Origin of the sequence: Pimelobacter simplex, assembly GCF_900114845.1 — a bacterium.
GTDB lineage: Bacteria > Actinomycetota > Actinomycetes > Propionibacteriales > Nocardioidaceae > Nocardioides > Nocardioides simplex.
Genome location: NZ_FOUK01000007.1, coordinates 253,153 through 266,574, shown reverse-complemented (window position 1 = coordinate 266,574; position 13,422 = coordinate 253,153). Strand labels below are relative to the sequence as shown.

Annotated in this window: 15 protein-coding genes; 10 read left to right on the top strand and 5 right to left on the bottom strand. The window is 70.9% G+C overall.

What is annotated here, in order from left to right:
• Positions 1–559 precede the first annotated feature (559 nt).
• The 8 genes from rpsB to BM223_RS25510 all read left to right on the top strand — a co-directional run bounded on the left by rpsB (position 560) and on the right by BM223_RS25510 (position 7,605).
• On the top strand, positions 560–1,492 hold the full coding sequence (rpsB, locus tag BM223_RS25545) for a 30S ribosomal protein S2 (protein ID WP_038680249.1): 933 nt from the start codon (positions 560–562) through the stop codon (positions 1,490–1,492).
• A 44-nt stretch (positions 1,493–1,536) separates the two neighbouring features.
• Positions 1,537–2,346 carry a translation elongation factor Ts gene (tsf, locus tag BM223_RS25540; RefSeq protein WP_038680246.1) on the top strand — a complete coding sequence of 270 codons (810 nt, stop codon included), beginning with the start codon at positions 1,537–1,539 and terminating at the stop codon, positions 2,344–2,346.
• Positions 2,347–2,569: 223 nt separating this feature from the next.
• Positions 2,570–3,778 (top strand): SPFH domain-containing protein, encoded by a 1,209-nt coding sequence (locus BM223_RS25535; RefSeq protein WP_038680244.1) that lies wholly within the window; start codon positions 2,570–2,572, stop codon positions 3,776–3,778.
• Between the two features lies 1 nt (position 3,779).
• Positions 3,780–5,036, top strand: coding sequence for a TFIIB-type zinc ribbon-containing protein (locus BM223_RS25530; protein WP_038680242.1), 1,257 nt, complete (start codon positions 3,780–3,782; stop codon positions 5,034–5,036).
• A complete protein-coding gene (locus BM223_RS25525) occupies positions 5,033–5,311 on the top strand; it encodes a hypothetical protein (protein ID WP_052138832.1) in 279 nt (92 codons plus the stop codon). The genes BM223_RS25530 and BM223_RS25525 overlap by 4 nt, the downstream gene beginning before the upstream one ends.
• Positions 5,312–5,407: 96 nt before the next feature.
• Positions 5,408–6,121 (top strand): UMP kinase, encoded by a 714-nt coding sequence (gene pyrH, locus BM223_RS25520; protein WP_038680241.1) that lies wholly within the window; start codon positions 5,408–5,410, stop codon positions 6,119–6,121.
• A 27-nt stretch (positions 6,122–6,148) separates the two neighbouring features.
• Positions 6,149–6,703, top strand: coding sequence for a ribosome recycling factor (gene frr, locus BM223_RS25515; RefSeq protein ID WP_075018772.1), 555 nt, complete (start codon positions 6,149–6,151; stop codon positions 6,701–6,703).
• A 26-nt stretch (positions 6,704–6,729) separates the two neighbouring features.
• The gene (locus BM223_RS25510) at positions 6,730–7,605 is read left to right on the top strand and encodes a phosphatidate cytidylyltransferase (RefSeq protein WP_038680238.1); all 876 of its coding nucleotides are present in this window, start codon (positions 6,730–6,732) and stop codon (positions 7,603–7,605) included.
• Here BM223_RS25510 and BM223_RS25505 read toward each other — a convergent pair.
• From BM223_RS25505 to BM223_RS29585, 4 genes are read right to left on the bottom strand one after another with little or no spacing between them, the layout of a single operon-like run.
• Positions 7,590–8,711 carry an aminotransferase class V-fold PLP-dependent enzyme gene (locus BM223_RS25505; protein WP_200886993.1) on the bottom strand — a complete coding sequence of 374 codons (1,122 nt, stop codon included), beginning with the start codon at positions 8,709–8,711 and terminating at the stop codon, positions 7,590–7,592. The two genes, BM223_RS25510 and BM223_RS25505, sit on opposite strands and share 16 nt — an antisense overlap.
• Positions 8,708–9,508 carry a tryptophan 2,3-dioxygenase gene (locus tag BM223_RS25500; RefSeq protein WP_038680233.1) on the bottom strand — a complete coding sequence of 267 codons (801 nt, stop codon included), beginning with the start codon at positions 9,506–9,508 and terminating at the stop codon, positions 8,708–8,710. Before BM223_RS25500 ends, BM223_RS25505 begins: the two co-directional genes overlap by 4 nt.
• Before the next feature lie 10 nt (positions 9,509–9,518).
• The gene (locus BM223_RS25495; RefSeq protein ID WP_038680231.1) at positions 9,519–10,787 is read right to left on the bottom strand and encodes an RNA polymerase sigma factor; all 1,269 of its coding nucleotides are present in this window, start codon (positions 10,785–10,787) and stop codon (positions 9,519–9,521) included.
• Positions 10,784–11,203 (bottom strand): YciI family protein, encoded by a 420-nt coding sequence (locus BM223_RS29585; protein WP_200887182.1) that lies wholly within the window; start codon positions 11,201–11,203, stop codon positions 10,784–10,786. Before BM223_RS29585 ends, BM223_RS25495 begins: the two co-directional genes overlap by 4 nt.
• 159 nt (positions 11,204–11,362) lie before the next feature.
• Here BM223_RS29585 and BM223_RS25485 point away from each other — a divergent pair, with 159 nt between their 5' ends.
• Together BM223_RS25485 and rlmN are read left to right on the top strand one after the other, a co-directional pair.
• A complete protein-coding gene (locus tag BM223_RS25485) occupies positions 11,363–11,731 on the top strand; it encodes a hypothetical protein (RefSeq protein WP_038680227.1) in 369 nt (122 codons plus the stop codon).
• Between the two features lie 47 nt (positions 11,732–11,778).
• Positions 11,779–12,897 carry a dual-specificity RNA methyltransferase RlmN gene (rlmN, locus tag BM223_RS25480; RefSeq protein ID WP_038680225.1) on the top strand — a complete coding sequence of 373 codons (1,119 nt, stop codon included), beginning with the start codon at positions 11,779–11,781 and terminating at the stop codon, positions 12,895–12,897.
• A gap of 9 nt (positions 12,898–12,906) precedes the next feature.
• Here the strand turns inward: rlmN and BM223_RS25475 are convergent, their stop codons facing one another.
• Positions 12,907–13,401: a hypothetical protein gene (locus tag BM223_RS25475; RefSeq protein ID WP_038680224.1), complete on the bottom strand. Its 495-nt coding sequence runs from the start codon at positions 13,399–13,401 to the stop codon at positions 12,907–12,909.
• Between the last annotated feature and the right edge of the window lie 21 nt (positions 13,402–13,422).

Sequence of the window (13,422 nt, the reverse complement as noted above, 5' to 3'; positions counted from 1 at the left end):
CGTCGGGAGCGTCGATGAGGTCGGGGTCAGGGGCGTGGTGAGGTGAACGGGCACCGAGGCCGAGGCGGGTTCGGGTGGGCATGGGAAGAGGGTGGGTGGGAGAGGTGGGATCGGGGAGCCGGGCCGTGGGGAGCTGTGGAGAAGGCGGGTGGGAGTGCCGCCTGTGGAGGACAGCGGGTCGGAACGGTGACCAGAGAGGCGCCTGAGGCGCCGGGCAGCACCCAGCAGCGAGCAACACCCAGCAGGACCCGCAGCAACGGGCGTCGTCGCGAGAAGCCGACCCGGCCCGACCCAGCGCGCCCCGCCCCGCCCCGACCAACCCCGACCCGACCCCGGCGACGACCCACAATTGGCTCCCACGGCACTCCACGCCGTACGCTGGACGTACCGGTCCGCCCTGGGCCGGAATTCGCTCGTCCGCAGACCACGACGGGGCCGCTCCGGTCCCGATCGCCCGTGGGCGTCGATCCTCAGTCCGTTCGGCCCGGCTCAGGCCGAACCGAACGGTCGGATCGCGTGCAGACGACAGGACCAAACTGAAAACAACAGGAGATTCATCATGGCTGTCGTGACCATGCGCCAGCTCCTCGAGAGCGGCGTCCACTTCGGACACCAGACCCGTCGTTGGAACCCGAAGATGAAGCGATTCATCCTCACGGACCGCAACGGCATTTACATCATCGACCTGCAGCAGTCGCTGGCCTACATCGACCGCAGCTACGCCTTCGTCAAGGAGACGGTGGCCAAGGGCGGGACGATCATGTTCATCGGCACGAAGAAGCAGGCGCAGGAGTCGATCGCCGAGCAGGCGACCCGCGTCGGCATGCCCTACGTGAACCAGCGGTGGCTGGGCGGCATGCTCACCAACTTCTCGACCATGAACCAGCGGATCAACCGCCTCAAGGAGCTCGACGACGTCGACTTCGACGACGTGGCCGGCTCGAACCGCACCAAGAAGGAGCTCCTGCAGATGAAGCGGGAGCACGCCAAGCTCGAGAAGACCCTGGGCGGCATCCGCGAGATGTCCCGGGTCCCCTCGGCGGTGTGGATCGTCGACACGAACAAGGAGCACCTGGCGGTGGAGGAGGCGCGCAAGCTGCGCATCCCGATCATCGCGATCCTGGACTCCAACTGCGACCCGGACGACGTCGACTTCCCGATCCCGGGCAACGACGACGCGATCCGCGCGGTGGGTCTGCTGACCCGCGTCATCGCGGACGCCGCGGCCGACGGCCTCATGGCTCGCTCGGGCGCCGGTTCGGCCAACACGCCGGCCGAGGAGCCGCTGGCCCAGTGGGAGCGCGAGCTCCTCGAGGGTGACGCCGCCGCTCCGGCCGCCGACGCCACCGAGGCGCCCGCCGCCGAGGCGACCGAGGCTCCGGCCGAGGCCCCCGCCGCGGACGAGACCACCGAGGCGCCCGCCGCCGAGGCGACCGAGGCTCCCGCCGAGGCTGCTGCCGAGGCTCCGGCCGACGCGCCGGCCGAGGCCTGAGCAGACCCCGTACCTCCTGACCCTCAGACCCGAAGAAGGGATCCATGGCATTCACTGCTGCTGACGTCAAGAAGCTCCGCGAGCTGACCGGCGCCGGGATGATGGACTGCAAGAAGGCGCTCGACGAGACGGACGGCGACTTCGACAAGGCGGTCGAGCTGCTCCGCGTGAAGGGTGCGGCCAAGGCTGCGGCCCGGGGCGCCGAGCGCGAGACCTCGGCCGGCCTGGTCGCCAACCACGGTGGCGCGCTGATCGAGCTCAAGTCGGAGACGGACTTCGTCGCGAAGAACGAGGAGTTCATCAAGGCCGCCCAGCAGATCGTCGAGGCGATCGACGCGGGCAAGGCCGGCGACACCGAGTCCGCCAAGGCGCTGCCGCTGGGTGACAGCACCGTCGGTGCGGTCGTCGAGAAGCTCGCGATCACGATCGGCGAGAAGATCGAGCTCGGCAACGTGGCCTACTTCGACGGCCCCGTGGCGGTCTACCTGCACAAGCGTGCGGCCGACCTCCCGCCGGCTGTCGGTGTCATCGTCGAGTTCGACGGCGACGAGGCCGCGGCCCGCGGCGCCGCCATGCAGGTGGCGGCGCTCAAGGCGCAGTACCTCACGCGTGACGAGGTCCCCGCGGACATCGTCGCGGCGGAGAAGGACGTCCTGACGAAGAAGACGATCGAGGAGGGCAAGCCGGAGGCTGCCGTCGCGAAGATCGTCGAGGGTCGCCTCGGCGGCTTCTTCAAGGAGCTCGTCCTGCTCGAGCAGGAGTCGGTGTCGGAGAGCAAGAAGACGGTCAAGGCCGTCCTCGACGCCGCCAACACCACCGTGAAGCGGTTCGCCCGCTTCGAGGTCGGCGCCTGATCGCTCACTGAGCACACCGGACGGCCGGTGGTCACCCCAGGGTGACCACCGGCCGTTCCGCGTCTCCGGAGCGTGCCGGCGGGGACCGGGACTTGGTCGCCGTTCCGGCTACCGGCCGACGGCTCAGGTTGTAGGTTTGACGGGTCCGGCCAACGGACAGGTGTCGACCTGCGCCGCGCACCGCTGCGGGCGCACTCTCGTGTCACGTGAAGGAGATCGTCAAGTGGGACTCATTCAGGCTGCGATCGGCGCGATCGGCGGCACGCTCGGTGACCAGTGGCTCGACTTCTACGGCGTCCCGGACGGCGTGACCTCGACCGTGGCGGTCTTCCCCGCCGTGGCGAAGGGCCAGAACGCCGGACGCGGCAGCAACACCCGCGGGTCCGAGGGTGTCATCACCAACGGCTCGAAGATCATCGTGCCCGAGGGCTACGGACTGGTCCTGCTCGAGGACGGCGCCTTCACCGGTTTCGCCGCCGAGCCGGGCGCGTACATCTGGAACTCCGACGACCCGGCCTCGCAGTCGGTGTTCTCCGGCGGTGGACTGGTCGACTCGATCATCAAGCAGAGCTGGGAGCGCTTCAAGTTCGGCGGCCGCCCGTCGGCGCAGCAGACCGCGGTGTTCGTGACGCTCAAGGAGCTGCCGAACAACAAGTTCGGCACCCAGTCCGAGATCTACTGGGACGACGCCTTCCTCAACACCCAGGTCGGCGCGATCACGCGCGGCACCTACACGCTGAAGATCACCGACCCGCTGACCTTCATCCGCAACTTCGTGCCGGCCGAGGTGATCGGCGGGCGCGCGAACTTCGACTTCACCGACATCGACAACCCGGCCGGTGAGCAGCTCTTCAACGAGGTCGTCGGCTCGCTCGCGCCGGCGTTCTCGATGTACACCAACGACCCCGCCAAGGGGAACCGGATCGCGCGCCTGCAGCAGGACTCGATCGGGTTCGCGCAGTCGCTCTCGGCCGCCGTCGAGCAGAACTACCAGTGGCGCACCGACCGCGGCCTCGAGATCGTCAAGACTGCGATCATCTCCATCGAGTACGACGCCAACACCCGCGAGCTGCTCAAGAACGTCCAGCGTGCCGACGCCCTGTCCGGCTCGCGCGGCAACTCCAACCTCCAGGCGTCGGTCGCGGCCGGCATCGAGTCGGCCGGCGAGAACGCCGGGCCCGGCGGCCTGATCGGCATGGGGATGGCGACCGGCGGCATGGGTCTGGGTGGCCTCCAGCAGCCCGTCCCTCAGCAGGCGGCACCCGCCGCGCCGGCCCCCGCCGCGCCCGCCGCCGAGGCCCCCGCGGCCCCGGCTGCTCCCGCCGCCGAGGACCCGATGGCGGTGCTCAAGCGCGCCAAGGAGATGCTCGACGCCGGACTCATCACGCAGGCCGACTACGACGCGGCAAAGGCGAAGGCGCTCGGTCTCTGACATGTCGCAGGAGTCCGCTGAGCCGAAGCAGCCACCCTTCGACGGGCCGCCGCTGTCCCTCGAGGAGGAGCTGGCGGCGGCCAAGGCCGAGCCCGAGCCGGGCCCGACCATCGAGACCGTCAACGAGTCGCTCAAGGACGGGCTGAACCGCTGCCCCAAGTGCGGCTCGACCGACGTCCAGCTGCGCGGCTCGACGGGCATGCTCGTCTGCCTCTTCTGCCGCAACGAGTGGCAGGAGGCGCGGGTCGAGGAGGAGTTCGGCCTCGGCGAGGGCATCGACCAGCTCGAGGGCACGGTCATCGCGAGCGGTGCCGGCGACATCCAGGCCGATGCCGCCGACATGCTCACGTTCAAGTGCGAGGCGTGCGGGGCCGAGGTCGTGGTCGACACCGCCCACGCGCTCAACGCGCGCTGCCACTGGTGCCGGCACACGCTCAACGTCAACCAGCAGATCCCCAACGGCGCGGTGCCCGACGCGGTGCTGCCGTTCCGGCTGACCAAGGACGAGGCGGTCGAGAAGATCCGCGCGTTCGCGTCGAAGCGGCGGCTGTTCGCGCACAAGCGGTTCAAGAAGGAGTTCGTCCCGGAGAACGTGCTGGGGGTCTACCTGCCGTACCTCATCATCGACGCGCGCGCCGAGTCGCAGTACTGGGGCAAGGGCGAGGTGCAGACCCGACGCTGGACCGAGAAGCAGGGCGACAACAACGTCACCTACTACGCGGCCGACGTCTACCAGCTCCAGCGCCAGGTGAGCTTCACCGTCGACGACCTGACGATCGAGGGCTCCGCCGAGCGGGCGTCGTTCGGCCCGGCGAACACCAACAACATCATCAACACGATCCTGCCGTTCGACACGAAGAACGCGGTGAGGTGGAACGCGAGCTACCTCGTCGGCTTCACCAGCGAGAAGCGCGACGTCAACGTCGAGGCGGTCCGGCCGGTCTTCGAGGAGCAGCTGCTCTCCATCGGCCGCTCCCAGGTGGCAGGCTCGCTCGGCCGCTTCGACCGTGGCGTGCGGTGGGAGCAGGAGAAGATCGACGTCGGCGGCTCGCGCTGGGTGTCGATGTACCTCCCGGTCTGGCTGTACTCGTACCGACAGGAGAGCAACGGCTTGCTCCACTACATCGCGGTCAACGCCCGCACCGGCGAGACCATGGGCAGCATCCCGGTCTCCCAGCCCAAGCTGCTCCTGGCGGCGTTCACTGTCGGCACCTTCCTCGAGGGCATCGCCGGCGCGATCCTGGTGGCGACGGCATGATCATCGACCTCATCCTGCAGTCCTCGAGCGGCGACGACTCCCCGATCTGGCTGCTCGCGGCCGGTCCGGCGGGCGGCGCGGCGACGTACTGGGCCTTCTACCGCTACTACCGCAACAACGACAAGTCCCACGCCTTCGAGCGCGACACCATCATCGCCGCGCAGCCGGTCCAGGGCGGCGAGGACAAGGTCGACCACATCGGCCGCACCCGGGCCTCGGGGATCGACGGCGACAACGGCGGGAAGTTCCGGCAGCGGGTCCAGCGGGTCCGCTGAGCGGGGCGCGCCCGGCGCGGGCGCCCGCGCCTCACGGCGGGGACCACGGACACGGTAACCTCGGGTCCGCCCCTAACGACGACTGGAAGGACCCCGGTGCCCGGCTACAAGCGAGTCCTCCTGAAGCTCTCCGGTGAGGTGTTCGGCGGCGGCAAGGTCGGGGTCGACCCCGACGTGGTGCAGGCGGTGGCGCACGAGATCAAGGCGGTCGTCGACGCGGGCGTGCAGATCGCCGTCGTCACCGGCGGCGGCAACTTCTTCCGCGGCGCCGAGCTCCAGCAGCGCGGCATGGACCGGGTCCGTGCCGACTACATGGGCATGCTCGGCATCGTCATGAACTGCCTGGCGCTCCAGGACTTCCTCGAGAAGCAGGGCGTCGAGACGCGCGTGCAGACCGCCATCACGATGGGCCAGGTCGCCGAGCCGTACATCCCGCGCCGCGCCATCCGGCACATGGAGAAGGGCCGCGTCGTGATCTTCGGCGCCGGCATGGGCATGCCCTACTTCTCCACCGACACCGTCGCGGTCCAGCGTGCGCTGGAGAGCAAGTGCGACGTCGTCCTGGTCGCCAAGAACGGCGTCGACGGCGTCTACAGCGCCGACCCCAACGTCGACCCGACCGCGACGAAGTACGACGAGCTGACCTACGACCAGGCGATCGCCGAGGGTCTGCGGATCATGGACCAGACGGCGTTCGCGCTGTGCGGCGAGAACAAGCTGCCGATGATCGTCTTCGGCATGGAGCCCGAGGGCAACATCCTGCGCGTCGTGCAGGGTGAGAAGATCGGTACGCGGGTCAGCGCAGGCTGAGCAGCAGCGAACGAAGGAGAACCGGTGATCAACGAGACCCTCAACGAGGCCGACCAGAAGATGGGCAAGTCGGTCGACGCGACCCGTGAGGAGTTCGCGGCGATCCGCGCCGGCCGTGCGCACCCGAGCATGTTCAGCAAGATCCTCGTCGACTACTACGGCACGCCGACGCCGCTGCAGCAGCTCGCGTCGTTCACGGCCCCCGAGGCGCGCATCATCATCGTCGCCCCCTACGACGTGGGCGCGATCAACAACGTCGAGAAGGCGATCCGCGACTCCGACCTGGGCGTCAACCCGTCCAGCGACGGCAAGCAGCTGCGCTGCGTCTTCCCGGAGCTGACCGAGGAGCGCCGCAAGGAGTTCATCAAGCTCGCCAAGGAGAAGGCCGAGGGCGGCAAGGTCGCCGTGCGCCAGGTCCGCCAGAAGGCCAAGCAGGGCCTGGAGAAGCTCGAGAAGGACGGCGAGGTCGGCAAGGACGACGTCACCGGCGCCGAGAAGCGGCTCGACGGGCTGACCAAGAAGCACACCGAGGCCATCGACGAGATGCTCAAGAACAAGGAGGCGGAGCTGCTCGAGGTCTGACCTCGCGCACCTTCCGACTTCCTTAGATGACGACACCGACGCCGTCCGACGCTGCCCCGACGAAGGACCACGGCCGGGCCGGCCGGGACCTCAAGGCAGCCGTCGGCTCGGCCGTCGTCCTGCTCGCCGCGATCGCCGCCTCCCTGCTGTTCTGGAAGCCGGCGTTCATGGTGATCGTCGCGATCGCCGTGGTGGTCGCGATGTGGGAGCTCCGCAAGGGCCTCCTCGCCAAGGACATCGACATCCCCGAGCAGCCGCTGATGCTGGGCGGCGTGGTCATGGTGGTCGTCGCCTACCTGTGGGGGGCGCCGGCCCTGGTCACCGCCACCGCGGTCAGCGCGCTGGTGATCATGCTCTGGCTGCTGCGCCGCGGCGTCGACGGCTACGTCAAGAACGCCACCGCCTCGGTCTTCGCGCTCGTCTACGTGCCCTTCCTCGGCTCGTTCGTGGCGCTGATGCTCGCCGAGGGCGGTCGCTCCGGCGGCGGCCTCGACAACCCCGGCGTCAAGGGCATCATCACCTTCATCCTGGTCACGATCGCCTCCGACATCGGCGGCTACGTCGCCGGCGTGCTCTTCGGCAAGCACCCCATGGCGCCCGTCATCTCCCCGAAGAAGTCGTGGGAGGGCTTCGCCGGCTCGGCGATCGCCACGGTCGGCGCGGGCATCGGCCTGGTCGTGTGGCTCTTCGAGGCCGACTGGTGGATCGGCATCGCCCTGGGCGTGATCGCCGTCGTCATGGCGACGCTGGGCGACCTGTGCGAGTCCGTCATGAAGCGCGACCTCGGCATCAAGGACATGAGCCAGGTGATCCCCGGCCACGGCGGCCTGATGGACCGGCTCGACTCGCTGCTCGCGACCATCGCCCCGATCTGGCTGCTGCTGCACTACGCGGTGTTCTGAGCCCGCGCCACCTCGCCGAGGACCGCGATCGCGGCGCTGAGCTGGTCGTCGCCCAGGTAGGGCGCCGGGCCGAGCCGCAGGTACGTCCCGCGGCAGTCCGTCGTGACGCCGCGCTCGGCCAGCGCGCCCTGCAGAGTCGCCGCGTGCGGTGAGCGCAGTGCGAGGAAGCCGCCGAACCCCTCGGCCGGCGTCTCCCGGTCGCGGGTGACGAGGCCGGGCGGCAGGTCGAGGTCGTCGAAGGCCGCGGCGAGGAGCCCGCGCTGGTGCAGCGAGATCGCGCGCAGCCGCGGGGGAGTGAGTCCCTGCTCGGCGAAGAAGTCGAGGACGCGCGCCGCGCGGTAGTGGCTCGTCGGGTCGTACGTCGCGCCGGCCCACGGGTCGCGCTCGTCGGCGTACCAGCCGGAGAGCACGGGCCGCAGCGTCGCGGCATGGGGCGGGATGCGGAGGAAGCAGCAGCCCTCGCCGAGCTGGAGGTACTTGTAGCCACCGCCGACGACCCATGCCTCGGCGAGCCCGGCCTCGCCGAGGGCCAGGGGGACGACGCCGAGCTGGTGGTAGGCGTCGACGAGCAGCTCGGCCCCGACGCGCGCGCAGGCGGCGGCGACGGCGTCGAGGTGGGGGACGACCTCGCTGGTCTCGTAGCGGACCGACGAGACGACCACCGCCGCGGTGCGGTCGTCGACGGCGCCCGCGAGGCGCTCGGCGAGCGTGGCGACGGGGTGGGCGGGCACGTGCAGCACGTCGAGCCCGGCCGTGGCGAGGTTGTCGAGCAGGTGGCGCGCGGAGTGGAACTCCGCGTCGGTGGTGACGATCCGTGGCCGGGTGCGCAGGTCGAGCGCGGAGAGGAACCGGACGAGCAGGTCGTGGGTGCTCGCCCCGAGGGCGACCGTGCCGTCCGGGTCGTCGAGCAGCCCCCGGACGCCGTCGCGCAGCCGCTCGGCCTTGGCCTCGGCGCGGGCCCACTTGGCGCCGGCCTCGCGCGCGGCGTCGTCCCAGGCCTCGAGGACGCCCTCGCGGGCGACGTCCGGCCAGGCCTGGTGGGAGTGCCCGGTGAGCAGCAGCCGCTCGGCGACCCGGAAGCGCCGGTAGTGGACCGCCAGCGTCACATCTCGCTCCGGATGGCCCACAGGTCGGGGAAGAGGGAGTGCGTGACGGTGCTCCAGAGGTAGGTCGCGCCGGACGACCCACCCGTGCCGGGCTTGGCGCCGATGGTGCGCTCGACCATCTTCACGTGGCGGTAGCGCCACTCCTGCAGGCCCTCGTCGAGGTCGACGAGGCGCTCGGCGACCTGGGACGCGCCGCTCTCGTCGGCGTACGCCGCCAGGAGCAGGCGCTGGACCTCGGCCGAGGGCTCCCAGGGGACGGTGAGGTCGCGGTCGAGCGCGACCCGCGGGACGTCGTACCCCTGGGTGGCGAGGTAGCGCAGGAACGAGTCGAACACGGAGGGGCGGGACATCGCGGCGGCGATCCGCTCACGGCCGGCGCTGCCCTCGGGGTAGTGCTCGAAGACCCGGCGGTCGCGGCGCCCGAGGGTGGCCTCCAGCTCGCGGAACTGCTCGGACTGGAAGCCGCTGGAGGCATCGAGGCGGCCGCGGAAGCTGGTGAACTGGCGCGGCGTCATCGTCTCGAGGACGTCGACCTGGGCGACGGCGACCTTGAGGATCGCGCGGACCCGGCCGAGCGTCTGGAGTGCCCGCGGGGTGTCGCCCGCCTCGAGCCGCACCTGGAGCCCGGTCAGCTCGTGCAGCATCTGCTTGAACCAGAGCTCGTAGACCTGGTGGATCACGATGAAGAGGAGCTCGTCGTGCTCGTCGGAGCGGGGGTGCTGCGCCGCGAGGACGTCGTCGAGGGCGAGGTAGCTGCTGTAGGTCAGCGCCGGGTGCGGCGCGTTCTGCTCGGTCACCTGCCTACTCTCACAGGTCGGCCAGCTTCGCTGCCAGTACCGCGCGCTCCGCCTCGTTGCCGCACAGCCCGATCGCGAGCTCCAGCTCGGCGCGCGCCTCGGTGGTGCGGCCCAGCCGGCGCAGCAGCTCGCCCCGCACGCTGGGCAGCAGGTGCGAGCCGGGGAAGGCGCCGTCGGCGGCCAGTGCGTCGACCAGGAGGAGCGCGGGGGCGGGCCCGGTCGCCATCGACACGGCGACCGCACGGTTGAGCGCGACGACGGGGGAGGGCGCGATCCGGCCGAGCGCCTCGTAGAGCAGCACGATGCGGTCCCAGTCGGTCGCCGTGACGGAGGGGGCCTCGGCGTGGCAGGCGGCGATGGCGGCCTGCAGGCCGTAGGCGCCGAGCCCGCGGCCGACCCGCTCGGCGCGGTCGAGGGCGGCCCGGCCGCGGCGGATCGCCGTCCGGTCCCAGCGGCGGCGGTCCTGGTCCTCGAGGAGCACCGGACGCCCGTCCGGCGCGGTCCGGGCCGGGAACCGGGCGGCGGTCAGCTCGAGAAGCGCCAGCAGGCCGTGCACCTCGGGCTCGTCCGGGCTCAGCCGGGCCAGGATCCGGGCCAGGCGCAGCGCCTCGTGAGCCAGGTCGACCCGGATCTGCGCGGTGCCCGAGGTCGCCGAGGAGCCCTCGGTGAAGATCACGTAGACGACGCTCAGCACCGCCCGCAGCCGCGCACGCCGCTCCTCGGGAGGCGGGACGACGAACGGCACGCGCGCCGCGCCCAGCGTCTTCTTCGCCCGGGTGATCCGGGCCTGCACGGTCGCGGTCGGCACCAGGAACGCCCGGGCGATCTCGTCGCTCGTCAGCCCTCCGATCGTGCGCAGCGTCAGGGCGACCTGCGCCTCGGGGGAGAGCATCGGGTGGCAGGAGATGAACGCCAGCGCGAGCAGGTCGTCGTCGATCTGGTCGGGGTCGGCGAGCAGGTCGAGGTCGCCGTCGTCGCCGGCCTCGGTCGCGCTCGCGAGATCGCGGGCCAGGACGGCGTACCGGTCGTCGCGGGCCGCGCGCCGCCGGAAGCCGTCGACCGCGCGTCGTCGTCCCACGGTCAGCAGCCAGCCCGCCGGGCGCTCGGGGACGCCGTCGCGCGGCCACGCCACGAGCGCCTCGGCGAACGCCTCCTGGGCGAGGTCCTCGGCGAGCGGGAAGTCGCCGACGTAGCGGGCCAGCGCGCCGACGATCCGGGCGGACTCGATCCGCCAGACGGCCTCGACGGCGCGCCGGCCCTCCACGGCGGCGGCGCTCACAGCTGGCCGGTGGCCTCGCGCCAGGCCCGCTCCTTGCGGATCCACTCGTTGTCCTGGGGAAACTCGTCGATCGTGGTGATCCGGCGGATCTCGGCCTTCATCCCGGGCCCCGACAGCGGTGCCCGCGCGGCCCACGCGGCGGCCTCCTCGAGCGAGGCGACGTCGACGATCCAGTAGCCGCCGAAGAGCTCCTTGGTCTCGCCGTAGGGGCCGTCGGTGACGACCGGCGGCTGGCTCGAGTAGTCGACGACGACGCCCGTGGCCGGGTCGGGGTCGAGCCCCTCCGCGGCGAGGAGGACGCCGGCCTGGACCATCTCGTCGTTGAACCGGCCCATCGCCTCCATGACCTCCTCGAACGGCACCTCGCTGGCCTCCCAGGCCGCCTGGGCGTCGTCGTTCGCGCGCATGATCAGCATGTACTTCACGGTGCTCTCCTCGGTGTGCCGGGCCGCCCGCTGCGACCCTTTCACCCTTCGGTCGAACGGGGAACGGTGCGGATCGACACGATGCCGGAAAAACCTTCGTGTGGGTCGCGTCACCCGACATTGTGGCGAGGCCGCTACGATCGCCCGGACATGAATGACGCAGACGAGGCGCCGGTCGGCGACAGCGAGGCGAGCGACGAGCGGTCGCGGCGCCCCGACTGGTTCCACCGGGGACATCCGGTGTTCTTCCCGCTCGCGGGATTCTTCACCGGCATGGTGTCGATCATCGTGGTCCCGGGCCTGTACGCCGCGATCATCAAGTCGATCGCGGGCTACAAGCGGGTCGAGGAGCTGTTCCCGTTCGTCCTCGTGCTGCTCGTCGTCCCGATCGGCCTGCTGGTGCCGCAGCACACCCGGCGCTTCGGCAAGTACATGCTGATCGGCATGCTGTCGACCGTCGTCGTGGTGGTGGGGGTGGGCGCCGCCGTGGGCCTGTACCTCTACAAGAAGGACACCTGACCCGCGCGATTGGGTCAGCGCCCGGCGCGGTGGGAGAATCGATCCCGATGTCCGAGCCGAAGCCGCTTCCTCTCGTCCTCGCCGAACCGCGAGGACGCAAGAAGCCTCCCCGGCACCTGGCCGACCTGACCCCCTCCGAGCGCAAGGACCTGCTCGTCGAGATGGGTCTCCCGGGCTTCCGGGCCAAGCAGGTCGCGACCCACTACTTCTCGCGGCTGGCCGACGACCCGGAGCAGATGACGGACCTGCCGGCCGCCCAGCGCGCCGAGCTGGTCGACGTACTGCTGCCGGAGCTGATGACGCCGCTGCGCCAGCTCGAGGCCGACAAGGGCACCACCCGCAAGACGCTGTGGAAGCTGTTCGACGGCGCGCTCGTCGAGTCCGTCCTCATGCGCTACCCCGGCCGGACGACGATGTGCGTGTCGAGCCAGGCCGGCTGCGGCATGGCCTGCCCCTTCTGTGCGACCGGCCAGGGCGGCCTGCAGCGCAACATGTCGACCGCCGAGATCGTCGAGCAGGTCCTCGCCGGCGCCCGCGCCCTCGACCGCGACGAGATCCCCGGCGGCACCGGGCGGGTCAACAACGTCGTCTTCATGGGCATGGGCGAGCCGATGGCCAACTACAAGGCCGTGATCGGCGCCGTCCGCCGCCTCACCGAGCCGGCCCCCGACGGCTACGGCATGTCCGCCCGCGGCATCACCGTCTCGACCGTCGGTCTCGTCCCGCGGATCAAGCAGCTCGCCGACGAGGGCATCCCCGTCACGCTCGCCCTCTCGCTGCACGCGCCGGACGACGAGCTGCGCAACGAGCTCGTCCCGATCAACACCCGCTTCTCCGTGGCCGAGACGCTCGACGCGGCGTACGAGTACTTCACGAAGACCGGCCGCCGCGTCTCGATCGAGTACGCCATGATGCGCGGCATCAACGACCACGCCTGGCGTGCCGACCTCCTCGCCGACCTGCTCAACGAGCGCGCGCACGGCTGGGTGCACGTCAACCTGATCCCGCTCAACCCGACCCCGGGCTCGAAGTGGACGGCGTCCGACCCGGCCGACGAGCGGGAGTTCGTGCGCCGGCTCGAGGCCAAGGGTGTCGCGACCACGGTGCGCGACACGCGGGGCCAGGAGATCGACGGGGCCTGCGGGCAGCTCGCCGCCAAGGAGTGACCCGGCGGCCTAGGTGTCGTAGTCGACGCCGTCCCAGGGCTCGTTGTAGGCGATGAAGTCGCCCGGCTCGATGTTGATCGACCAGATGCCCTGGTACTCGGAGACGGCCCAGCCGAACGTGATGCCGTCGATCTCGGTCGTGAACGGCGTGACCTCGACGGGCTCGAGGACGTAGTCGCCGAGCGAGGCCAGGTAGGTCTCGCGGAGGCGGTCCGAGGCGGGGGCGGTTGCCACGCGCTCGGCGACGACCTCGTCGAAGGAGCCGTCGGGGTGCCAGAGGAACAGGCCGACGTACCAGGTGTCCGGGTCCTCGGGCGTGCCGAGCTCCTCGCTGAGGAAGAAGCGGCGGCCGTCGGCCGCCGTACCGGCGTAGGGGACGTGGTAGTCGTCGGGGCGGATCGTGAACCGGGTGGGAGCATCACTGTCCGGGGCCGACGAGCAGGCCGAGGCGGCGGTCATCAGCGACACCAGCGCCAGCGTGCGGATGAGGCCCCGTCTCAGCATCGGGCCAGCGTAGGGGGACCG

Bases quoted from the DNA above. Each gene is read 5' to 3' on its own strand.
- rpsB (WP_038680249.1), top strand. From the start codon at position 560: ATGGCTGTCGTGACCATGCGCCAGCTCCTCGAGAGCGGCGTCCACTTC.
- tsf (WP_038680246.1), top strand. From the start codon at position 1,537: ATGGCATTCACTGCTGCTGACGTCAAGAAGCTCCGCGAGCTGACCGGC.
- BM223_RS25530 (WP_038680242.1), top strand. From the start codon at position 3,780: ATGTCGCAGGAGTCCGCTGAGCCGAAGCAGCCACCCTTCGACGGGCCG.
- BM223_RS25525 (WP_052138832.1), top strand. From the start codon at position 5,033: ATGATCATCGACCTCATCCTGCAGTCCTCGAGCGGCGACGACTCCCCG.
- BM223_RS25510 (WP_038680238.1), top strand. From the start codon at position 6,730: ATGACGACACCGACGCCGTCCGACGCTGCCCCGACGAAGGACCACGGC.
- BM223_RS29585 (WP_200887182.1), bottom strand. From the start codon at position 11,203: ATGCTGATCATGCGCGCGAACGACGACGCCCAGGCGGCCTGGGAGGCC.
- BM223_RS25485 (WP_038680227.1), top strand. From the start codon at position 11,363: ATGAATGACGCAGACGAGGCGCCGGTCGGCGACAGCGAGGCGAGCGAC.
- rlmN (WP_038680225.1), top strand. From the start codon at position 11,779: ATGTCCGAGCCGAAGCCGCTTCCTCTCGTCCTCGCCGAACCGCGAGGA.
- BM223_RS25475 (WP_038680224.1), bottom strand. From the start codon at position 13,401: ATGCTGAGACGGGGCCTCATCCGCACGCTGGCGCTGGTGTCGCTGATG.